At 44.1% G+C, this 22844-nt stretch carries 23 protein-coding genes; 3 read left to right on the top strand and 20 right to left on the bottom strand.

The genetic code is table 11. From position 1 onward, the window contains the following. Window positions 1-43: 43 nt before the first annotated feature. Both ACZ07B_RS04820 and ACZ07B_RS04825 read right to left on the bottom strand, forming a co-directional pair. Window positions 44-844 (bottom strand): formate/nitrite transporter family protein, encoded by an 801-nt coding sequence (locus ACZ07B_RS04820; protein ID WP_024572080.1) that lies wholly within the window; start codon window positions 842-844, stop codon window positions 44-46. A gap of 262 nt (window positions 845-1106) precedes the next feature. Then, window positions 1107-1475, bottom strand: coding sequence for a Na-translocating system protein MpsC family protein (locus tag ACZ07B_RS04825; protein WP_004398508.1), 369 nt, complete (start codon window positions 1473-1475; stop codon window positions 1107-1109). 315 nt (window positions 1476-1790) lie between these two features. Here ACZ07B_RS04825 and fdhF point away from each other — a divergent pair, with 315 nt between their 5' ends. Both fdhF and ACZ07B_RS04835 read left to right on the top strand, forming a co-directional pair. Continuing rightward, window positions 1791-4733, top strand: a complete 2943-nt coding sequence (gene fdhF / locus ACZ07B_RS04830) for a formate dehydrogenase subunit alpha (protein WP_464877040.1) — start codon at window positions 1791-1793, stop codon at window positions 4731-4733. An 18-nt stretch (window positions 4734-4751) separates the two neighbouring features. Then, a complete protein-coding gene (locus tag ACZ07B_RS04835) occupies window positions 4752-5234 on the top strand; it encodes a helical membrane plugin domain-containing protein (protein ID WP_014477490.1) in 483 nt (160 codons plus the stop codon). A 35-nt stretch (window positions 5235-5269) separates the two neighbouring features. On the opposite strand, the gene ACZ07B_RS04840 is transcribed toward ACZ07B_RS04835, so the two are convergent. From ACZ07B_RS04840 to ACZ07B_RS04860, 5 genes are all read right to left on the bottom strand, one after another. Beyond that, window positions 5270-5500 (bottom strand): YrhC family protein, encoded by a 231-nt coding sequence (locus tag ACZ07B_RS04840; RefSeq protein ID WP_003237358.1) that lies wholly within the window; start codon window positions 5498-5500, stop codon window positions 5270-5272. Window positions 5501-5582: 82 nt separating this feature from the next. Then, window positions 5583-6722 (bottom strand): bifunctional cystathionine gamma-lyase/homocysteine desulfhydrase, encoded by a 1140-nt coding sequence (locus ACZ07B_RS04845; RefSeq protein ID WP_042976677.1) that lies wholly within the window; start codon window positions 6720-6722, stop codon window positions 5583-5585. A 1-nt stretch (window position 6723) separates the two neighbouring features. Next, on the bottom strand, window positions 6724-7647 hold the full coding sequence (locus ACZ07B_RS04850) for an O-acetylserine dependent cystathionine beta-synthase (RefSeq protein WP_042976679.1): 924 nt from the start codon (window positions 7645-7647) through the stop codon (window positions 6724-6726). Window positions 7648-7710: 63 nt separating this feature from the next. Beyond that, window positions 7711-8406 carry a 5'-methylthioadenosine/S-adenosylhomocysteine nucleosidase gene (gene mtnN / locus ACZ07B_RS04855; RefSeq protein ID WP_009967881.1) on the bottom strand — a complete coding sequence of 232 codons (696 nt, stop codon included), beginning with the start codon at window positions 8404-8406 and terminating at the stop codon, window positions 7711-7713. Window positions 8407-8426: 20 nt separating this feature from the next. Continuing rightward, window positions 8427-9068, bottom strand: coding sequence for a class I SAM-dependent DNA methyltransferase (locus ACZ07B_RS04860; protein ID WP_213385713.1), 642 nt, complete (start codon window positions 9066-9068; stop codon window positions 8427-8429). 192 nt (window positions 9069-9260) lie between these two features. On the opposite strand from ACZ07B_RS04860, the gene ACZ07B_RS04865 reads away from it, so the two are divergent. Further along, window positions 9261-9464, top strand: a complete 204-nt coding sequence (locus ACZ07B_RS04865; RefSeq protein ID WP_014477495.1) for a YrzA family protein — start codon at window positions 9261-9263, stop codon at window positions 9462-9464. Between the two features lie 36 nt (window positions 9465-9500). On the opposite strand, the gene ACZ07B_RS04870 is transcribed toward ACZ07B_RS04865, so the two are convergent. The 13 genes from ACZ07B_RS04870 to ACZ07B_RS04930 all read right to left on the bottom strand — a co-directional run bounded on the left by ACZ07B_RS04870 (window position 9501) and on the right by ACZ07B_RS04930 (window position 22782). Further along, window positions 9501-10202, bottom strand: coding sequence for a YrrS family protein (locus tag ACZ07B_RS04870; protein ID WP_003246156.1), 702 nt, complete (start codon window positions 10200-10202; stop codon window positions 9501-9503). Window positions 10203-10266: 64 nt separating this feature from the next. Then, on the bottom strand, window positions 10267-12021 hold the full coding sequence (locus tag ACZ07B_RS04875; protein ID WP_464876970.1) for a peptidoglycan D,D-transpeptidase FtsI family protein: 1755 nt from the start codon (window positions 12019-12021) through the stop codon (window positions 10267-10269). Window positions 12022-12074: 53 nt separating this feature from the next. Then, a complete protein-coding gene (greA, locus tag ACZ07B_RS04880) occupies window positions 12075-12548 on the bottom strand; it encodes a transcription elongation factor GreA (RefSeq protein WP_004399078.1) in 474 nt (157 codons plus the stop codon). Between the two features lie 250 nt (window positions 12549-12798). Continuing rightward, window positions 12799-13434 (bottom strand): uridine kinase, encoded by a 636-nt coding sequence (udk, locus tag ACZ07B_RS04885; protein ID WP_003225916.1) that lies wholly within the window; start codon window positions 13432-13434, stop codon window positions 12799-12801. 6 nt (window positions 13435-13440) lie between these two features. Further along, complete coding sequence (locus ACZ07B_RS04890) at window positions 13441-14709, bottom strand: peptidase U32 family protein (protein WP_003229802.1); 1269 nt, start codon at window positions 14707-14709, stop codon at window positions 13441-13443. Window positions 14710-14727: 18 nt separating this feature from the next. Continuing rightward, window positions 14728-15657, bottom strand: coding sequence for a peptidase U32 family protein (locus ACZ07B_RS04895; RefSeq protein ID WP_014480415.1), 930 nt, complete (start codon window positions 15655-15657; stop codon window positions 14728-14730). A gap of 5 nt (window positions 15658-15662) precedes the next feature. Beyond that, window positions 15663-16316 (bottom strand): O-methyltransferase, encoded by a 654-nt coding sequence (locus tag ACZ07B_RS04900; protein WP_128738075.1) that lies wholly within the window; start codon window positions 16314-16316, stop codon window positions 15663-15665. A 151-nt stretch (window positions 16317-16467) separates the two neighbouring features. Further along, on the bottom strand, window positions 16468-17550 hold the full coding sequence (gene mltG, locus ACZ07B_RS04905) for an endolytic transglycosylase MltG (RefSeq protein ID WP_014477501.1): 1083 nt from the start codon (window positions 17548-17550) through the stop codon (window positions 16468-16470). Between the two features lie 129 nt (window positions 17551-17679). Beyond that, the gene (locus ACZ07B_RS04910; protein WP_003246199.1) at window positions 17680-17961 is read right to left on the bottom strand and encodes a DUF1292 domain-containing protein; all 282 of its coding nucleotides are present in this window, start codon (window positions 17959-17961) and stop codon (window positions 17680-17682) included. Window positions 17962-17978: 17 nt separating this feature from the next. Further along, window positions 17979-18395 carry a Holliday junction resolvase RuvX gene (gene ruvX, locus ACZ07B_RS04915; RefSeq protein WP_464876971.1) on the bottom strand — a complete coding sequence of 139 codons (417 nt, stop codon included), beginning with the start codon at window positions 18393-18395 and terminating at the stop codon, window positions 17979-17981. A gap of 7 nt (window positions 18396-18402) precedes the next feature. Further along, window positions 18403-18669, bottom strand: a complete 267-nt coding sequence (locus ACZ07B_RS04920; RefSeq protein ID WP_003225903.1) for an IreB family regulatory phosphoprotein — start codon at window positions 18667-18669, stop codon at window positions 18403-18405. A gap of 84 nt (window positions 18670-18753) precedes the next feature. Beyond that, the gene (alaS, locus tag ACZ07B_RS04925) at window positions 18754-21390 is read right to left on the bottom strand and encodes an alanine--tRNA ligase (RefSeq protein ID WP_464876972.1); all 2637 of its coding nucleotides are present in this window, start codon (window positions 21388-21390) and stop codon (window positions 18754-18756) included. Window positions 21391-21720: 330 nt separating this feature from the next. Next, window positions 21721-22782 carry an AI-2E family transporter gene (locus ACZ07B_RS04930; RefSeq protein ID WP_270580925.1) on the bottom strand — a complete coding sequence of 354 codons (1062 nt, stop codon included), beginning with the start codon at window positions 22780-22782 and terminating at the stop codon, window positions 21721-21723. Between the last annotated feature and the right edge of the window lie 62 nt (window positions 22783-22844).

Below are 22844 nucleotides of genomic sequence, written 5' to 3' on the forward strand. Positions count from 1 at the left end.
TGGACGGAAATTGTGCAAATCATCGAATGGATTTGCCCGTTGGTCATGACACCTGCTTCATTTCTTTTCTGGAGCGGTCTTTCTTATGATATGCAATAAAATAAATGAGACCGACAAATACAGCTCCGCCGATGACATTACCGATAAAAGCCGGAATGATGTTTCCGATGAACTGCCCCCACGTGAATGAGCCTGCAAAAATGGCAGCAGGAATCACAAACATGTTGGCGACAACGTGCTGAAATCCGATAGCCACAAAAGCCATGATTGGGAACCAGATGCCAAGGATTTTTCCTGCTGCGTCTTGGGCGCCGAAAGAAAGCCACACTGCAAGACATACAAGCCAGTTACAGCCGATGCCGGAAATGAGAACCTTGCCAAAGCTCATATCAAGCTTTCCTTGGGCAACGGCAATCGTTTTTTCTAAATAGGGACCTGTTTCAGTCAATCCAACCAAATGCCCGAAAAAGTACGCAACAAACAATGCGCCGATTAAGTTCATAATTGTGACGATTCCCCAGTTAATCGCCAACTCTTTTACTGATATTTTTCTCGAAAATAACGCCATCGCAACTGACATCATATTGCCTGTGATCAGTTCGGCGCCAGCGAGTACGACAAGGATCAGGCCGACTGGAAATACTGCTGCACCAATTAAACTGGACAGGCTCCCCCATTCTTTCGGAAGATCGCCGATTACCCTGATATCAAGCAAATACCCAAGCGCGATAAATGCACCGCCTAAAAACCCCAGCACAAGCAGTGACGGCAGCGGGAGCTTTATTTTTTTCATCCCTGCTTCAATTGCTGCTTCCGCTATTTCATCCGGTTTTCGAAAAGCCATAATTAAACGCCTCCATTACTTCTTCTTTTCTCACAGTTATGCAAGAAAGGCAATAAAAAAGGCAGCACTCAAATAACCTGTGTCAAACCAGGCGTTTGAATGCTGCCTAACTTGTATGCATACCCATACAACAATATCAAGCAGTATGTAAGATATTGAAAGAGAATATATACAGATCATGCATACATTCCATTGCTTTAGCCTTCTATAACTGTAGCAACATCATATCAAATGTGACAAATTTGTGTCAATAACAAATATACTAGCTTTGCAGAGCTTCTTTTTGCTCATCTATTTTTCGGTCAAAAACAAATACAGATACAGCGATGTTTTCCTCAATTTTAATATCAGAAAACAAATGGACTAGCTTAGCTCCCATGAGTTCCTCCATTCCTTCCGGTGTTTGTTTGGAATAAAGGTCTTGAATTAGGCTTGTCCGGGCCGCATGTACCATCTCTCTTCCTTCAGGCGTGCGGGCGATAAACTGCTCGCTTGCACTCAGATTTCCGTATAGTGTTGAAACTGCCATGTTTTCTACAAATACAGTATGAATTCTCTCAGGCCCTTTTCCGAACAATTCTTTGCGAAGTTTTCGAATGATATCATTGAATTCATGAATTTTTTTAGACATGCTGATTACCCCTTCCGATATTGCCTTATAAAGGCTTTTCCCGGTTCCCCTCAGGACATTTCACTTGGTTAAAATTTTCCTGCCATATTGTATTATAATAAATATCACATTATAATAAAAGCAGTGTTGATGGATTTGTAATAGGATCTTGTTATGAGTCTATCGTTTTATAAAAATCAAGGATTGGTCTGTTAGTAAGACTTGCTAGTGAACTATTCCGCCATGTGTGTTTACACCTTCTTAGAATTAAGGGCAGGTGTATCTATACATGGCTTTTTTTGACTTCTTGAAAGAAAGATGGAGGGGAATATGAATATGATGGACGTTAAGTCGATCAGTGTCCGTGTAGACGGAACAGAAATTCAAGCACGAGCAGGGGCCACAATTTTAGATATTTTAAATGAAAACGGAATTGAGTACCCGCAGATTTGCCACGTACCAGAGGTTGACCCGATTCAAACTTGTGATACTTGCATAGTAGAGGCAAACGGCAAGCTGGTTCGTTCATGCGCGACGGTTGCAGAAAACGGGATGTCTATTGATCTATCAGGAAATCGAGTGAAAGAAGCGCAAACCGAAGCGATGGACCGCCTTCTTGAAAATCATTTGCTGTATTGTACAGTTTGCGATAACAACAATGGAAACTGTACGCTGCATAATACAGCGGAAATGATGGGGATCGAGCATCAAAAATACCCATACACGCCAAAAGAAGATCCTTCTTGCGCGGTTGATATGTCTCATCCTTTTTACCGCTATGATCCAAACCAATGTATTGCCTGCGGCCAGTGTGTTGAGGTCTGTCAAAACCTTCAGGTAAATGAAACACTCTCAATCGACTGGGAACGCGAACGCCCTCGCGTCATTTGGGATGAGGGAGTTCCGATCAATGAATCTTCCTGTGTCAGCTGCGGTCAGTGTGTAACAGTATGTCCATGTAATGCACTGATGGAAAAATCAATGCTCGGGCAGGCTGGCTTTATGACAGGCATTAAAGAGGACGTCATGGAACCGATGATTGATCTCGTGAAAAATGTTGAACCGGGGTATAGCAGCATTTTTGCCATTTCTGAAGTCGAAGCGGCAATGCGTGAAACGAGAACGAAAAAAACGAAAACTGTATGTACGTTCTGCGGTGTCGGGTGTTCATTTGAAGTATGGACAAAAGGACGGGATATTTTAAAGATCCAGCCTGTTTCTGATGCTCCGGTTAACGCGATTTCCACATGTGTCAAAGGGAAATTCGGCTGGGATTTTGTCAATTCAAAAGAGCGGATCACAAAGCCTTTAATCCGTAAAAACGGAGCCTTTGTGGAATCTTCTTGGGAAGAGGCCCTCGATCTTGTCGCAAGCAGATTAGGATCAATTAAAGAGCAGTACGGTAAAGGCTCTGTCGGGTTTATTTCTTCTTCTAAAATTACGAATGAAGAAAACTACGTCATTCAAAAGCTAGCGCGTCAGGTATTTGAAACAAATAACGTCGATAACTGCTCACGCTATTGCCAGTCTCCTGCTACAGACGGATTGTTCCGCACTGTCGGCATGGGCGGTGACGCCGGCACGATTAAAGATATTGCCAAAGCCGGTCTCGTCATCATTGTCGGTGCCAATCCGGCGGAAGGACACCCAGTGCTCGCAACACGCGTCAAACGGGCACACAAGCTCCACGGTCAAAAACTGATTGTTGCCGACCTGCGTAAAAATGAGATGGCTGAGCGATCTGATCTGTTCATCAGCCCTAAACAAGGCACAGACCAAGTTTGGCTGATGGCTGTTACGAAATATATGATCGACCAAGGCTGGCACGATCAGGCGTTTATTGATGAGAACGTCAATTACTTTGAAGATTATAAAGAAACCCTTAAAACGTATACGCTTGATTATGCAGAACGCATCACTGGCCTTTCAAAAGAAAACATCATTCAAATTGCAGAAATGATTCGTGATGCTGACGGCACTTGTGTCCTTTGGGGAATGGGTGTCACACAAAATACAGGCGGTTCTGATACATCAGCAGCCATTTCAAACCTGCTTCTCGCTACGGGCAACTATCGCCGTCCAGGTGCCGGCGCTTATCCTCTGCGCGGACACAATAACGTGCAAGGCGCATGTGATATGGGAACATTGCCAGGCTGGCTGCCGGGATATCAGCATATTACAGATGACAAAGCCCGCGCTAAATTTGAAGAGGCATATGGTGTCGAGATTGATGGAAAGCCTGGTTTAGATAATATTCAAATGCTTCATGCCATTGAAGAAGGAAAAATGAAAGCTATGTATCTTGTCGGTGAGGATATGGCACTGGTCGATTCAAACGCGAACCATGTGCATGATATTTTATCAAGCCTTGATTTCTTCGTGGTACAGGACATCTTCCTGTCAAGAACAGCTCAATATGCTGATGTCGTCTTGCCGGCCACTCCTTCACTTGAAAAAGACGGAACATTTACCAACACAGAACGCCGTGTCCAGCGATTGTATCAGGCGCTTCCGACGCTTGGTGACGCAAAACCGGACTGGTGGATTATTCAAGAGGTGGCAAACCGTTTAGGAGCGAATTGGAATTACAGCCATCCAAGTGACATTTTCTCTGAAATGGCGAGCCTTTCTCCTCTGTTTGCCAAAGCAAGCTATGAGGTGCTTGAAGGCTGGAACAGCTTCCTATGGGGCAGCTTCACAGGTGAAAGCACACCGCTTCTGTATGAAGACGGATTTAATTTCCCTGACAAAAAAGCCCGCTTTGCCCTTTCTGATTGGACCGAGCCAGCGGCATTTCCGGAGGAATATGACCTTCATATCAATAACGGCCGTATGCTGGAGCATTTCCACGAAGGAAACATGACAAATAAATCGAAAGGCATCCAAGCGAAAGTGCCGAATGTATTCGTTGAGATCTCACCTGAGCTTGCACAAGAGCGAGGTGTTTGTGACGGTTCGCTTGTACGGCTCGTTTCTCCGTTCGGAGCAGTCAAATTGAACGCGCTGATCACAGACCGGGTACGGAAAAATGAACTCTATCTGCCAATGAACTCGACAGACAAGGAGTCAGCGATTAACTTCTTGACGGGCCCTGCAGCTGATAAACGGACGAACACGCCTGCTTATAAACAGACAAAAGTCCGCATGGAAGTGCTTGGCGGCTGTGAAACAGCGCCGCTTCCAAAAACAAATCCGCGCAACAAAAAACGGCATCCGCAAAACGGAGTCGAAGCAGAAAGAAAATGGAACCGTCCTGGCTATGTCCATCTGACTGATTAAACGATAGGAGGAAAACGAATGGCCACTCCGATTACGACGATCAAAAAAGAAACAAAAACAGCTGAGCAAATTAAGCTTGAAAAAATAGAAGAACTGAAAGAGCTGCTGGCGGAAAATGAGGACGCCGTCTCTAAAACGATGACATTAATGAATGAACTCAATGATCTTGGAATTTTTGACGCGGCAACAAGCATGCTCAGAGCGAAGGAAGACATTGCCAAGATTGCGCTTGGCCAAGTTTCCCGCGAGCCTGTCACCAACCTCATCAACACGATGATGGCCGCCGGAGGCGCATTGACAAAAGCCGATCCTGAGTTTACAGCAAAGCTTTTAGAAAGCGTAATGGCTGGGACTGAACAGGCACAAAGCTTTTTAAAAGAAGACAAGAAAGTCGGGATTCTCGACCTGTTAAAAGCAATGAACGATCCTGACATCAACAGAGCCGTCGGCTTCGGTCTTCAGTTTTTAAAAGGCATGGGAAAAGAACTTCGAGAAAAATAACAAAAAACAGCCATCTCTTGATGATGGCTGTTTTTTTATTCGTCGGCTTCTTCCAAACGCTTCTTGTAAATAAGTGAACGGTCAGCGCAAAAGAAGGCACCGGCTAAAAATACGCAATCCGCTAAAAACATAGTCGATTTCTGGCCTAATGTTAAGCCTTGATCAGGGAGAACTGCGCCTATATATAAAAAAGTGCTGACTGCAAGCAATGTAAAAGCAAAATGCTTGTAATCTTCTTTTAAAGATTTCATTCTATTTTTGTTCAAAAGAATCACCTGCCAGATTCATAGTATACGACTATTATAATATAATCCGGCGGCTTACAGAGAAAGTAATTCTATCCATTTGTTATATATTTTCAAGCGCTTGGCCGATATCTTCCAACAAGTCTTCCGCATCTTCAATTCCTACAGAAATTCTGATCAAGCCGTCCGTAATGCCGAGCTCAAGCCGGCGTTCTCTCGGAATAGAGGCATGTGTCATTCTTGCAGGAACAGAAATTAAGCTTTCAACCGCCCCCAGGCTTTCAGCAATGGTAAACAGTTTCAGTTTTCCTAAAAACGCATCAACCCGTTCTTCACTGCCAATATCAAAGGAGATCATGCCGCCGAAGCCAGATCCTTGCGTTTTTGCAAGCTCATGTCCGGGATGATTTGAAGAACCAGGGTAATATAACGTTTGGACAGCAGGGTGATTCTCAAGAAAGCTTGCGATTTTCCGCGCATTTTGATCGATCGCTTCCATTCTGAGTCCCAACGTTTTGATTCCTCTCATTAACAGCCAGGAATCTTGAGGGCCAAGCACGCCGCCTGTGGAGTTTTGCACAAAATGCAGCTCTTCTCCAAGCTCTTTCGAAGCTGTCACAACTAAACCTCCGACGACATCACTGTGTCCGCCAAGATATTTTGTCGCACTGTGAAGTACGATATCAGCGCCTAAAGTAAGCGGCTGTTGAAAATAAGGAGTGTTGAAGGTGTTGTCTACGATAAGCAGAACACCCGCTTCTTTTGCGATATCAGCCATGAGCGTCAAGTCGGTGATTTTGAGCAACGGGTTTGTCGGTGTCTCAATATAAATGGCTTTTGTATTAGGGCGAATCGCTTTTTCAACTTCTTCCCTGCTGCTCGTATCAACAAATGTTGATTCAATGCCAAGACGGTTAAGCACCTTTGTCATCACGCGGTATGTTCCGCCGTACACATCATCAGTCAACACGACATGATCTCCGCTGTTAAACAGCATCATAACCGCTGTAATGGCAGCCATTCCTGAACTGAACGCATAACCTGCTTCCCCGCCTTCCAGTTCTGTCACAAGTGCTTCGAGAGCGGTTCGAGTCGGATTGGCCGTTCTTGAATACTCGTAGCCTGTATGCTGTCCTGCTTTCGGCTGCTTGTACGTGCTTACTTGATAAATGGGCACGGAAACTGCGCCTGTTTTCTCATCACCTGTGATTCCGCCATGTATCATCAATGTTTTTTTCTTCATATCAGATGCCTCCTTCGTATATTTGTTTGCTGATATATCGATCGCTGCTGTCAGGAAATACTGTGACAATGTTAGTTCCAGCGGATGCTTTTTTCGCTTCCTCCAATGCCGCATAAAGCGCTGCACCTGAAGAGCTTCCGATCAGCAGGCCTTCTTTTTCTGCCGCTTCTTTCACAAGTCTAAACGCATTCTCATCTGTTACGGTGTAGATCTCGTCAAAATGGCTCTTATCCATATAATCGGGGATAAACTCCATGCCGATGCCCTCTGTTTTATGAGCGTGAGGCTCCCCTCCGTTTAAAATCGAGCCCTCCGGTTCAACAATCACCGTTTTGACTGCTGGATTTTTTTCTTTTAAGAAGGAAGCTGTTCCTGCGAACGTGCCCCCTGATCCTGCCCCTGCGACAAATGTATGAATATTCCCATCAAGCGCTTCCCACATTTCAGGCCCAAGCGTCTTATAGTAAGTCGATGGATTTACTCGGTTTTTAAATTGCAAAACGCAATAAGAATTTTCAATTTCAGACTCCAGCTGAATGGCTTTTTGAATGGCGCCCTGCATTCCGTCTTGACGCGGTGTATGAATGATTGATGCGCCAAGCGCTTGCATAATTTGCTGTTTCTCTCTGCTGAAATGTTCAGGGACACAGAAAATCGCTTTCAGCCCATATTTTCTGGCACTCAGCGCAAGGCCGATCCCTGTATTGCCTGCCGTAGCTTCTATAATCACTCCGCCGGGTTTCACCTTGCCTGAATCGAGCGCGTCACGAATCAGCATATCTCCCAGTCTGTCTTTGATGCTTCCCCCTGGATTCATCATTTCAAGCTTGGCATACACCGCGACTCCTTCGGGAACATCAAAGTTCTTCAAGCGGAGAAGCGGTGTATTCCCAATCAGCTCGGTAATGTCCGTAATCACTGTCATATATGTCCTCCTCCTTATTAGAGGGTGTTTTTAGAAAAAACGGAGGAGAACATTCTCCCCGTTTTAATGAATTCGTTTGATCACCTTTAACACAAGCTCTGTTGAATGGACAGCCGCCTGCTCTAAAAATTGGTCAAATGAAACATGTGATTCTTTTCCTGCGATATCAGATAACGCTCTGATGACGACAAACGGCGTTTTAAATTGATGGCACACTTGAGCCACTGCCGCAGCCTCCATTTCAACCGCGTACAGATCAGAAAATCTCGCACGCACCTCTTCAACCCGCTTCGGATCGTTCATGAAAGAATCGCCTGTTGCAATCGTTCCTTTTGCAACCTGAATGCCGTCGAGTTCAGATACCGCTTCTTCAGTGATGCTGATCAGCTTTTCATCCGCCGCATAAGCAGCCGGAAGACCCGGCACTTGGCCGTATTCATAGTCAAAAGCCGTTACGTCTACATCATGGTGGCGAACGTCAGTGGAAATGACGACATCTCCTACATTCAATGTATGATGAAATCCGCCGGCTGAGCCTGTGTTAATAACATAATCAGGCTTGTAACGGTCAAGCAGAAGCGTCGTGCTGATAGCAGCATTTACTTTTCCAATTCCTGATTTTAAAAGAATCACTTCAGTTCCTTCATATTCGCCTGTTGTAAATTCACAGTGTGCGATCGTTTCTGTTTTTGCATTTTCAAGTTTGTTTCTTAAGATGGTAACTTCCTCTTCCATTGCTCCGATGACTGCTAGTCTCATCTATTCACATTCCCTTCACTTTACCGTTTGATCGCCTCCATTATCCACACGAAGTCGTTTTGCTGAGTGAATCGGACTGCAAAACCTTCAGCTGTAAACATTTCTTTCAACGCATCCAATGTAGGATAATGCTCTGTCTCTAAATCATTTGCAAGCTGATAAAAGCCTTGAGAACGGGCTTTATCGATAGCCTTTTGATACGCTTGCGCATCTTCAAAGACGGTATCGGCAAACACTATTTTATCATGCAAGTGAAGGTATTTGCCATATTGCTTTATGGCAGCCCGCTTTTCTTCGTCAGTCAAATGATGAAAAGCATATGAACTGACAATTGTATCAGCCTGAAATGGCGGCTCAGGGAATGTCAGGAAGTCTCCATCAACGATTTCCGACCTGCCTGAAAGCTTGTCAGAAGCCAGTTTACGCATTGCTGGAGAAGGTTCGATTCCAAATACAGTTTTGCCTGCATCGAGGAGCTTAGCCGTCAAATTCCCGGTCCCAGGGCCAAATTCTAACACATGCGTTCCAGATTTTCTGACGATGGCATCAAGGATATGATCGTAGCCTCTGAACGCTTCTTTATACTGAATATCTAAACCTTGTACTGTTTGGTCATAAGTTGCTGCCCAATCTTCAAAGAGAGGGATAAATTCACGTCCCATATTTGTCACACTCCATATTTAATAATTCCTATAAGCATACTATGAATTAATGATGGAACAGTTCCTATAATACCACATCTTCTGAAAAGCAGGTACTAAAACACTTTGTGTATTTTATGCCATCTCATATTGCGCATTGACCGCAAAAAAGCTTATACTTCATATGACTTGTGAAAGCTGGAGGGTCAAGATATGAATTTTCAATTAGATCTGATTAAAGACAAAGTGGAATTTTTTGAAGCGGCTTCATTGCAGGAGCTTGAAAAGAAAATCAATACACAAATTGAAAACAATAAAGCCATCATGCTCCGGGTGAAATCTGTTTCACACCAAACTGCTGTGGCAGAAGGAAGAATATTGTACAGCGCGGTGGTTCATTTCGCAGCTGAAGCCTAAAACAAAAGCAGCCGGTTGTAACCCGGCTGCTTTTGTTTATTTTAGCTTTTCTACTTTTGTCGGCTTCCAGCCTTTTTCATCGACCCATGTAATCGTCACTTGATATTTATTCCCAGTCGCCTTGTCCAAAATCTTGCCTTTAGCATCCTGAGGGCTGCCGTTATTTCCAAGCCAGAGCACCGTCATGTTATCTGTTGAGACACCAGTTGCGTATGAAATGGCTTTCAGCATCTCAGCCCAGTCTTGTGAGCTTGAATCATAAGTAGCGGCATGCTCGCCAGTCTGCTCAGTTCCGACTGCTTTCCAGTCAGGATTTTCATACGTTTTTTCCACATCGCTCGATGAGCCGCCTTCTGTTACTTTTGCATCTTTAAGCCCGTCACCGGCTGAATCTGAGCTTGAATCTGAATCAGAGTCATCTTTTTTAGAAGAAGAATCATCTTTTTTGGAATCAGAGTCAGAAGACTTCTCAGAATCCTTTTCGCTGTCAGATGTATCTTTCTTGCTGTCTTTTATATCTTCATCCGATTTCTTTTCCGTCTTTCCTGAAGCCGGAGATTCCTGTTTTTGCGCCGTTTCAGAATCCTTGCTGACATCTTTGCTAGAAGGACTGTTAATGAAGAGATTCGCTGCTACTACGACAATTAGTATGGATACGATTGCGATTAAAATGTTAAGCACTAAATTGGCTTTTCTGCGTTTATCACGATTTTCATAACGAGATTGATTATTGCTCAATAATTCTGCACTCCTTTATCCCTCTTGGCTCAGCATATATTTTAACATGTGCTGAGAAGTTGTTCTATTTCTGATTGATTTCAATTTCGTGTACTTTTTTAACAATATCATAAAACACCGAATTTGTCAGAGCCTTATCTCCCGGTGTATCCATGTGTAAAACAACCAGAGCGTATTTCGGCTTATCCGCGGGAAAATATCCGGCAAACCATTTTTCATAGAGCGTTTCCTTCTCTTTTGAAAGCTTGCCTGTTTGGGCTGTGCCCGACTTCCCTGCTACAGTATACGGAAGATCTTGAAACCTTCTGCCCGTTCCGGAAGGAGATTCTACCACCCGCCGCAGTATTTTTTGAAGCTGCTGTGATGTATATTTGTCTATCGTTTCCCCTTTGAGCTTCTGATCTTTAAACGTAACGAGCGTTGTGCCGTTCTTATACTCAATTTGTTCGGCAATTTTCACCTGCCGTTTTTCTCCGCCGCGGGCGATTGTCGCCATCATATTGGCTACCTCCAGCGGCGTTACCTTTACGTTTTTCTGCCCGATTGCTGTTTGCGCAATGGCTTTTTTGACTGATTTGTCTTTTTCATCCCCCCAAATCACGCCGCTTTTTTCGTTATACAGCTGGCGGAAATCGGTTTCGTGGTACAGTTTTCCCTCCCAGCCTGCCCGATCAGTGAGAGCCAGCTTCTCGGACATATCTTCAATAACCGAGCTGTCTTTCTTCATTAATTGTTCTGCAAGACTCGTAAATGTGTAATTACAGCTTTGGGCAAAACTTTCATCAAAAGACAAGGTGCCTTTGTCGTCCCCCGGTTCCCCGTACAGGTTTAAATTGCAATTAAAGGTTTGACTAGGCTTCACCATATTATTTTCGATTGCAGCTGCGGCAATGACTGTTTTAAAAACTGATCCGGGATAGATTGGCGTCAGCATATAATTTTGAAGTGTGTTTTGCCGGGACACATCTGCATCTGGTTTGCTTACAATCCCCAGAACACTGCTATTTTCGATGTCCAGCAGCACAGCTCCTCCCTTTTTCAGCCCCTGTTCATCCAATACCTCCTCCATCGCTTTTTGAATGCTTTGATCGATCGTTGTTTTGACCTGGAGCGGATAAAATGTATTGGCTTCAGCTGTATATTTGACGTCCATGCCAAACAAAGGGTTTCCTTTTCCGTCCACATGATATAAAAGCTTTGTGTCTTGTTCCGGAAGCAAAAACTCGTCAAATGTCCGTTCTAAACCGGTTGTTCCGATTTCTGTTGTAATCGGAAGGCTCTCCTTGTCAGGATATTTCTTGCGAAGCAGCGCCGGATCTTGGTTCGTGCTCCCTATCGTATGTGAAGCAAGGCTGGGCTTGTCTTCATTCTCCATATATACGCCGTAAATGCCGGGATATTTCAAAGAATTGATTTTTGTGATAGATTGTTTTGAAAGTGTTTTGATTTTCTTTTGCTGCAAAATGACCGGTTTTTTTGCCTTACCTAGTGTCTCGCGCAAATCATCTTCTGACATGCCGAGGATGTCCGCAACTTTTTTGATCGGCCAATCCTGCGTCAGCAGAAAAGGGAACAAAACAACCGCAGGCTCGCTTTGTCCTGTCAGCGCCCGCCCGTTTCGATCTAAAAAAGAGCCTCTTCCATCTGAAATAAGCACTTCCTCCGTCCGCTGTTTCACACTTTCTTGAATCAAATTAATTTTCTTTTTAGAAAATGATTCTGTGAAAAACAGCTGGATTTCTGCAAGCCTCAGCAGAAGCAGAAAAAATACAATCAAAAAAGCGATGACTGCCAGCTTCATTCGTTTCGATATCTTCATAAAAAAACACCTCACCCACATTGTGGACGAGGTGTTTCGCTGCTAAACAGATATTATGAAATTTTCACAATTTTCACGAGCATTTCTCCGCCCGGTGTTTGTACTGTGACTTCTTCATCTACTTTTTTGCCCAAGAGGCTTTTTGCGATCGGTGAATCGTTTGAGATTTTCCCTTCAAACGGGTCAGCTTCCGCGCTTCCGACGATCGTATATGATTCTTCATCACCGTCAGGCAGTTCGACGAAAGTGACGGTTTTACCCAAACCGACAACGTTAGAGCCGCCGTCATCTTCAATGATTTTCGCATTGCGAATCATATTTTCAAGAGTCGTCACGCGGCCCTCTACAAATGCCTGCTCTTCTTTCGCTGAATCGTATTCAGAGTTCTCGGAAAGGTCTCCGAAGCTTCTCGCAATTTTGATTCGCTCTACTACTTCTTTTCGTTTAACCGTTTTCAAATATTCTAATTCTTGTTCAAGTTTTTGTTTTCCTTCTGCAGTCATAGGAAAAACTTTCTCTTGTGCCATGTCCCTTCACTCCTTCTGGTTGTCCCTCAACATCTTCGATTATGTATGAGAGCATAAACTAAAAAATACAAGAATGAGAACACAGGGCAGTCCTCGTTCTTCTCTCCCATATAGGTACTGTTTATCTTAAACTGAATCGTGTCGTTCTGCAAATATTTCGCGTTTATAAACAGGGAAAGAAGGGAATTCGCACATTCCCTTCCTGCCTATACATAATATGGTCAGAGTTATTTATGTCTATGCTATGGTATTACAAAATCGCGTTTTGTTCAAGAATGGTTTGAATTTTTGTGACCATCAGATCAATTGCGACGTGATTCTGACCGCCTTCCGGGATAATAATATCAGCGTATCGTTTCGTCGGCTCGACGAATTGGTTATGCATCGGACGGACCACTGACACATATTGTTCAATGACAGAATCAATAGAGCGTCCGCGCTCATTAATATCTCTCATAATCCGTCTGATGATACGCAAGTCAGCGTCCGTATCAACATAAAGCTTGATATCCATCAGATCACGAAGCCTTTTGTCTTCAAGAACAAGAATGCCTTCAAGGATAATAACATCCTTTGGCTCTACGTGAACCGTTTCTTCTGAACGTGTGTGAAGCTTATAGTCATAAATCGGCTTTTCAATCGGGCGGTAATTCAATAGATCCTGAATATGCTCGATTAAATAGTCATTATCAAACGCAAGCGGATGATCATAGTTTGTGTTCAGCCTTTCTTCAAACGGAAGATGGCTTTGGTCTTTATAATAAAGGTCCTGCTGGATCATTAAAATCGAGTGTCCTTTAAATTGTTCATAAATGGACCGTGTGACACTCGTTTTTCCTGAACCGGAACCTCCTGCGATTCCAATGACTACTGGATTCTTACCCATGGGCTGTTACTTCCCCTTTCTCATCATGTTGCTCGGATAAATCTTTTTGTCTAGTTTGAATTTGACAATTTGCAGGGGATGGCGGGCAGCATCTAGCTCATTTCCGTCTTCGTCCCAAATGGTTTCAATCGTATGTGTAAAGTTTTCGATTTCTGGACCGAAAAATTCCACTTCGTCGCCTTTTTTGAAGAAATTGCGCTGCTGAAGCGTGACCATTTGTGTATCTTCATCATAATTCAGCACTAAGCCGACAAAATCATATGTCGTTTTCTTGGCGTGTTCGCCGAACATTTGCTCTTCATAGCCTGGCGTTCCTTCAAAGAAAGCTGTCGCAGTGTCCCTGTTGGCGCACTTATCAAGCTCTTCAAGCCATTCTTTTTGAATCACAAAGTTTTCTGGATCAGCGCAATAAGCATCGATTACTTTGCGGTATACGCTGACAACAGTTGCTACATAGTGAATGGATTTCATGCGGCCTTCAATCTTTAAGCTGTCGATCCCCATTTCAATCATTTTCGGAATGGATTCAATCAGCTTCAAATCTTTCGGGCTCATCGCAAATGGTGCATCTTCTTCACCATACAAAGCAACGGCGTTGGCACCGTCTGTTTGGTAGAGATCATAATCCCAGCGGCATGACTGGCAGCAGCCTCCGCGATTGGAATCCCGCGCTGTCATGTGATTGCTCAGCACGCAGCGGCCGGAATATGCAATACACATTGCGCCGTGAATGAAGGATTCGATTTCGATATCTACCTTTTCTTTCATTTCTCTGATTTCAAGAGCGCTAGTTTCACGTGCCAGCACGACGCGGTCGAGACCTTCTTCCTTCCAGAACTGGACAGCCTTCCAGTTTGAAAGAGACTGCTGTGTGCTCAAGTGAACCTCAACATTCGGCGCCACTCTGCGGCATGTTTCAATAATAAGCGGATCTGCCACAATAATACCGGCAACGTTGGCGTCTCCAAGCGCTTTTAAATAGTCTTCAAGCCCGTCCATGTTTTCATTATGAGCGAAAATATTCGTTGTTACGTAGATCTTCGCGCCATATTTCTTTGCGAATTCAACGCCTTCTGCAATTTCTTCGATCGTAAAGTTATCGGCATTCGAGCGAAGCCCGTATTCCTGTCCCCCGATAAAGACCGCGTCCGCTCCGTAATGAACAGCGATTTTCAGCTTTTCAAGATTACCCGCAGGTGCGAGAAGCTCCGGCTTTTTCGTAATCACACGCTTTCCATTAACGATTGTGGATATTTTATCATTTACGGCAGTCATAGCTTAACCTCCTTTTGATTAATAAACCGTTTCCTTGAAGAAGAATCCGGTATCAATTTTTCTGTTTACTGGCTGGATGCTTTCAATGCGTTCGATCCAGTCTTCTTTTTTCGCTTCGTATTCGTCACGGTTTTCCACGCACAAATCAATTGCTTCTCTGTACATTTTGGTGACTTCTATTAGGTATTCAGGCGTTTTCAAAACACCATCGATTTTGAAAGAATCAATTCCGGCATCTATCAATTCCTCGAGCTCATCAATGATGCACACATCGTTCGGGCTCATGATGTGAGTGCCGTTTTCATCTTCGAAAATCGGATATTTATTATCACGTTCTTTATCGTGTAAAAACATGCCTGATTCTTTTTTCTTTCTTTCAATGTCCATGACTTTGCCCTGATATTCAAAATAGTTTCCAATCAAAGAACGCTTCGATTGGAACATGCACGTCATTCCATGCACCTGGATTTCAATTTCGACTTCCGCATTTTCTTTAATCTCAACAATGCTGTCCATGTTTAATTCTCTGGCAAGCACAGAACGCGCCGCACCCTTGCGTCCCCAGTAGTTGCATGTATAATAGTTGGTGCCTGTCGTTTCTGTGCTCCAATGAAGCTTCAGAGCAGGCGCAGATTCACGGGCAGCCATCAGCACGGCAGGATCGCCGAATACCGCTGCATCGACACCGGCTTCTGCTAAGAAAGCCAGATATTCGCCAAGCTCACCCACTTTATCGTTATGGAAAATTGCATTTACAGCAACGTATACTTTTGCTCCTTCTTTGTGAGCAATCTCTACGGCTTTTGTTACATCTTCACGAGAAAATTCTCCGGCTAATCTCAAGCCGTATCTCTGTTCCCCAACTAAAAACGCAGTTGCCCCCGCCTGTATGAGCGGCAAAATGTCCGCTGTGCTCGTCGGCGTCACTAAGAGCTCTGGTTTTTTCATGACGTTCACCTCTTCTTTTTACTAATCGCAAGTCCGTCCCCGACAGGAATAATCGCAGTTTGATAATCCGGATGATTCATCAGCCAATGATTATATTCATCAATTTTTGTTACAAGCCTGCGCCTTCTCTTCGGTTCTATTTTGCTGTAATCCTCTGCCACCAGACCCTTAAACAGCACGTTGTCCGTTAAAATCACCCCGTCCGGTGAAAGCATCGGTTCATATAAATGAAAAAAGTTTTGATACTGACCTTTTGCAGCGTCAATAAAAATAACATCGTAAGGCGCGGTTACATGAACGGCGTCGGCTAATTCAAGCGCATCTCCGTAAAAAACATGAATCCGGTCACCAAGCTGAAATTCCTTGATATTGTTTACCGCTTCTTCATGCCGTTTCTCATTGCGTTCAATTGTATATATTTCAGCAGACGGCAGCTCCAGCGCCATTCGAATGGCTGAATAACCAATGGCCGTTCCGATTTCTAGTATTTTTTTCGGCTGTTTCACAGACAAAATTTGAAGCAGCACCTCCATGCCCGCTTTTTCCATGATCGGGACATGATGTTCTTCTGCATATGCTTCAAGCTTCTTCACGTTATCCGGCCGAGGCTTTAATAATGCTTCTATATAGTCATTTATTTGTTCATACCGGTCAGTCACTACAAACAGCCTCCCGTTCTAAAAAGGAGTGCCCCAGTCTTATGCACAGGACACTCTCTGAATACATCATGATACATCGGTAAACAACCCGATATATTTTATCATAAAACCTTGCGGAAAGCGAACAAAAGGAGAGCTTTTTGCTCTCCTTTTATTTCTCATTTTTTGAGGAAATGTATTTTTCTTTTGCTTTATTATGCTCTTTTAGCGTTTTTGTAAATACGACCTCACCATTTGATTTGGCCAAGAAATACAGATAGTCCGTTTTATCCGGATGCAGCGCCGCTTCCCATGACGACATGCCGGCATTGGCAATCGGCCCTGGCGTCAGCCCTGTGTTTTTATACGTATTGTATGGTGAATCGATTTCCAGATCCTTATAAAGAACCCGATCTTTATGCTTGCCTGCCGCGTACAGCACGGTCGGATCTGTTTGGAGAGGCATTTTCTTTTTCAGGCGGTTATAAAAGACGCTCGCAATTTTATGGCGGTCGGCTTTTTCAGTCGCTTCTTCTTCTATCAAAGAAGCCATCGTCAGCAGCTTATGCACAGAAAGTTTGTTTTTCTTCATTTCTGATTTATATGTTTCCACATAAGAATTTGTCTGCTTAATCATTGCCTTGATAATGTCTTCAAGTGATGTGTCCGGATCGTTAAAAGGGTATGTAGCCGGGAATAGGTACCCTTCAAGCGGGTGCTTAATGTTTTTATTGAAAACATCATTTGTCACAGTGTCCGGGAATTCTTTCTTCAGCTGATTGATAAATGTTTCATCGTCCAGCTTCGCTATGACTTGTTTTTTAGAGTATTTTGTTTCATCAGCAATAGCAGCCGCGATTTGGGTCAGCTGTGCTCCCTCAGTCACTGTGATTTGAAAAGCGTAGCCTGTAGCCCCGCTTGTCAGCTTCTGAATAATGGCATCTAAATCCATACCTTTATTCAGATGGTAGAATCCGGCCTGAAACCCGGAAGCACCTTTATATTTCACATAGTACTGAAACGCCTTCTCGCTTTTTATGACATCATTTTTCTTTAATATCGATGCGATGGCTGAAACAGACGATCCGCTCGGAATGTTAATATTAACTGTCGTTTTACTGTCTTTTTCAACAGGTTCAAGCAATGATTTCCCATATAAAAATGCCCCGCCAATGATGAGAAACAGCACAACAATGGAAGACAGTATGATTCTTTTTTTATTAAAAAACGATTTTTTTTGCTGATTGATATACATTAGGTCTCCTCCCATCAGCTCTTATACTACATGATTCATTGTATTTCGGCAATTTATTACAAAAAGAGGCCTGCATAAAGCAGAAAAAGCCGGAGCAGTATAGCTCCGGCTTTGGTTTGGCGCGATGTTTTACTCTTCGTCTTCGTCCGCTAAGAATGTGTTTAGTGTCTCTTCGATCATATCCCATTCTTCGTCAGTTTCAATCGGGAATAGCTCACCGTTTTCACCGTCTTCGTTTGGCGTGAAGCTGGAAGCAAGAATTTCTACTTCTTCGTCATCTTTTGATTCGATTGGATAGTACAAGACATAAGACTTGCCAAACTCTTCGTTTTCAAATGTAAACAGCACTTCACAAAGCTGTTCATTTCCTTGATCGTCAACAATTGTAATATTTTTTTCGCCGTGTTCCATTTTCTTCACCTCTGGCTTTAATTTAAGCTGTCAAGATATCCTTGTAAAATCATAACAGCCGCCATTTTATCAATGACTTTTTTTCGTTTTTGCCTGCTGACGTCAGCTGCAATCAGCATTTTTTCAGCCGCCATTGTGGTAAGACGCTCGTCCCACAGCACAACAGGAACATTGTACGTTGTTTCAAGCACTTTCGCAAATGTTTGGCTGGCTTCGCCTCTCGGGCCGACTGTTCCGTTCATGTTCTTAGGAAAGCCGAGCACGATTTTATCTATAGTATAGTCCTTTACCAGTTCAGATAAACGGGATAAACCATAATCGCCTTCTGCTTCATTTATCTTTATGGTCTCAATGCCTTGAGCAGTCCAGCCCATTTCATCGCTCAGAGCTACACCGAGTGTTTTGGTTCCTAAATCGAGTCCTAATATTCTCATTCTTTATTTACGCCTCTTTATGCTGTTCTAAATAAGACTTTACCAATTCCTCGATTAATTCGTCTCTTTCAAGTTTGCGAATTAAATTGCGAGCGTCACGATGCCTAGGAATATAAGCGGGATCACCTGACAGCAAGTATCCGACAATCTGGTTGATTGGATTGTAGCCCTTTTCCTGAAGCGCGTCATACACTGTAATCAGCACCTCATTTACGTTAGTCTCAGCAGAATCATCGGAGAAATTAAATTTCATCGTTTTATCAAACGAGCTCACCGTTTTGCACCTCTTTCCCAAATTCGCAGGCAAAGTTCAGCCTGGGGTCCTAATCTTACCATCATTCTACACTACATGGGCGAATTATAAAACGGATTTCACCCAATCTTCTACAGAAGCCAAAGCTTCTTCTAATTTTTCCGGCTGTTTACCGCCTGCCTGCGCCATGTCCGGACGGCCTCCGCCGCCTCCGCCGCAAACTTCCGCAGCTTGTTTAACCAGCTTGCCGGCGTGAAGGCCTTTCTCAATGAGGTCCTTTGTGACTCCGGCAGAGATATTAACTTTATCGTTTTGTACCGCACCAAGCACGATCACCGCAGAGCCAAGCTTTGCTTTGAGTTCATCGACCATAGTGCGGAGATGATTCATGTCCTTTGCATTTACTTTTTCCGCAAGCACGTTTACGCCGTCAACTTCTTTTACTTTCGACAGGATTGCTCCTGCTTCCACGTTGCCTAGTTTTGCAAGAAGAGATTCATTTTCTCTTTGTGCTTCCTTCAGTTCAGCCTGCAGAGCCGCGACCCGTTTCGGCACTTCTTTGATATTTGTTTTCAGCTCGTCAGCAGTCTGCTTCAATACAGAAATCTGGCTGTTCATTTCGACGTAAGCGCCTTGTCCCGTTACAGCTTCAATCCGTCTTGTGCCCGCTCCGATTCCAGATTCAGAAACGATTTTAAACAAGCCGATTTCTGCTGTATTTCTGACATGGCAGCCGCCGCACAGCTCTAAGCTGTAATCTCCAACTTGAACGACACGGACAATATCGCCATATTTTTCGCCGAACAGTGCCATCGCACCCATTTCTTTTGCTTCAGCGATCGGTTTCAAATCAATGCTGACCGGGATGCTCGCCCAGATCTTTTCGTTTACGATTCTTTCAATTTGTTCGAGCTCTTCTTTTGTCACTTGGCCAAAGTGCGAGAAGTCAAAACGAAGACGGTTTTCCGTTACAAGAGAGCCTGCCTGATTGACATGAGTTCCAAGAACGTCTTTTAGAGCCTGATGCAATAAATGCGTTGCCGTGTGGTTTTTAATGACGCCGCTTCTCATATGGTCTTCAACTTCAGCCGTAACATGCAGGCCTTTTTGAACAGTACCGCTCTCCACAACACCTTCATGCACATGCTGGCCGTTCGGCGCTTTTTGAACATCTTTAATTCTTACAACTGCCTGCTCGCTTCGGAGATAGCCTTTGTCGCCGATTTGGCCGCCGCTTTCTGCATAGAACGGTGTTTCATCAAGAATGATTTGAACGCTTTCTCCTTCATGAGCCTCTTCGATTAATTGGCCGTCCTGAAGAAGCACAATGATATTGGCATCAGCTTTGGTTTGAGAGTAGCCGACAAATGTGCTTTCAACTGTCACGTCGCGCAGTGCGCCGCCCTGCACCTGCATGCTGCCGACATCCTGGCGGGCGTTTCTTGCCCGTTCACGCTGCTGGTTCATTTCCTCCTCAAAGCCCTCATGGTCAACCGTCATGTTCTCGTCTTCTGCGTATTCTTCAGTCAATTCAACCGGGAATCCATACGTATCATACAGTTTAAACACATCAGCACCTGAGATAACGCTGCTGCCCTTGTCTTTTTCTTTTTTGATCATTTCTGACAGGATCGCAAGCCCTTCATTAAGGGTCTCATGGAAGCGTTCTTCCTCGGTTTTAATGACTTTTGCGATGAAATCCGCTTTCTCTTTCACTTCAGGATAGAAATCAGCCATGATTTCTGCGACAACCGGCACTAAATCAAACATGAACGGACGATGGATGTTGATCGTTTTGGCATAACGCACGGCACGGCGTAATAAGCGTCTTAATACATAGCCGCGGCCTTCATTTGACGGCAGCGCACCGTCACTGACAGCAAAGGCAACCGTTCTGATATGGTCAGCAATCACTTTAAACGCAGTGTCTTTCACATTGTCTTTGCCATATGTTTCACCAGAAATCGATTCTGTTGCTTTAATGATCGGAATAAACAAATCGGTGTCAAAGTTTGTCGGAACATTCTGGATGACAGATACCATTCTTTCAAGACCCATGCCAGTATCAATGTTTTTCTTTGGAAGCGGTGTGTACGTGCCGTCAGGGTTATGGTTGAACTCTGAGAACACAAGGTTCCATACTTCCAGGTAACGGTCGTTTTCCCCGCCTGGGTAAAGCTCCGGATCTTCCGGATCATTACCGTATGCTTCACCGCGGTCGTAAAAGATCTCCGTATTCGGTCCGCTCGGCCCTTCACCGATATCCCAGAAGTTCCCTTCCAGACGGATAATTCTTTCTTCAGGAATACCGATTTTTTTCGCCCAAAACTCATATGCCTCTTCATCTTCAGGATGAACCGTAACAGAGAGAAGCTCTTTGTCAAAGCCAATCCACTTGTCGCTCGTTAAAAACTCCCAAGCCCATGTAATGGCTTCTTCTTTGAAATAATCGCCGATGGAAAAGTTTCCGAGCATTTCAAAGAAAGTGTGATGGCGCGCAGTTTTACCTACATTTTCTATATCGTTTGTTCTGATCGCTTTTTGAGCGTTTACGATTCTTGGATTTTCCGGCACGACACGGCCGTCAAAATATTTTTTCAGCGTCGCAACACCGCTGTTTATCCAAAGCAGTGAAGGATCCTCATGAGGCACTAATGACGCGCTTGGCTCTACCGCATGTCCTTTTTCTTTAAAGAAATCCAAAAACATTTGACGCACTTCCGCAGAAGTTAAGTGTTTCATTGTATTTCCTCCTCTATAAAAATCGAAATTCTCTTCAGTGACAGCAAAAAAGCCCTCCCCCTATGCAAACCAACGTTTACACAGGGACGAGAGCTGTCTCGCGGTACCACCCTGATTACGGGCATTCATGCGCCCGTCACCTTTAACCCTGTAACGCAGGATAAGCGGCAGTGATTAACTGCACTCAGGATTAGCTTCCTCCGATCTTCTGATAAAGCTCCTTTCAGCTTATGGAGCTTCTCTCTTTAACAGGGCTTCGGCGTACTCAGATCCGTCACTCGAGATTCGTATGTATTCTACGAGAAATTATAGACAAGCGGCACGCCGATGTCAATGCTCCGTCCTCATCCGCAAAAAATGGATCATCATTACTTTTAAAACAGCCGTCGCAGGAACAGCCAGAATCATCCCGACGATTCCCGCAAGCTCCCCTCCGGCAAGGAGTGCAAGCATGATAACGACCGGATGCATTTTAAGGCTTCTGCCGACAATGAACGGACTGAGGATATTTCCTTCCATAAACTGCAGAATAAACACCGTAATCACCACAACAAGAACCGCCTTGACTGAGATCGTCATCGCAATTAACAACGCAGGAACAGCTCCGATGAAAGGGCCAAAATACGGGATGACATTCGTTACTCCAGAGATAAGGCCAAGTATCAGCGGATATGGAAGCCCAAATACCCAGAACGAAATGCCTGCAATCACGCCAAGAATCAAGCAGACCAAAAGCTGGCCGCGGATATAATCGCCAAGCGAATCATCCACATCCCGCAAAAAGGCGCTGCCCCGCTTTCTCCACGACTTCGGAGTCAAGTACCATACTGTCTTTTTCATTAATTCAATGTCCTTCACCATATAAAACACGAGAAAAGGGATTGTTGCAGCAATTAAGAAGTAATCAAGCACATTGCGGATCCCGCTGATCGCACTCTCGATCGTTCCCGCAAAAAACGCCTCCGTCTGGCGGATCATTTTATCTATACGGTGATGCATACCATCAGGCCAGTCATCCGTATGGTTATGAACATGAAGAAGAAGCCCGTTATACGTTTCGGCAAACATGGGTATATTTTCTGACAAATCCGTCAGCTGCACGATTAAAACAGGCACCCCTTTATACAACGCCCAGCCAATCCCGCCAAAAAAAAGAACATAAATGACCAAGATGCTCAAAGTCCTAGGCAATCCTTTGCCATGCAGCCATTCCGTGACCGGAAGCAATAAATAAGATATAAAAATAGAAATGATCAAGGGAATAAAGATCGTTTTTATGACGAGCCAAAAGGGTGACCATAACATATCAAGCATAAAAAAGACATAGACTGTTAACAGAACCAGCAAACAAATAGCCACCCACAACAAAAGCTGCACCGGTTTTTGGAGCATCTGCTTTCACCTCACCTATATCTTTTGAGGTTTACACGGAATTATTCTTTATGTTTCTTTAG

Source organism: Bacillus sp. 9.4, from assembly GCF_055486415.1.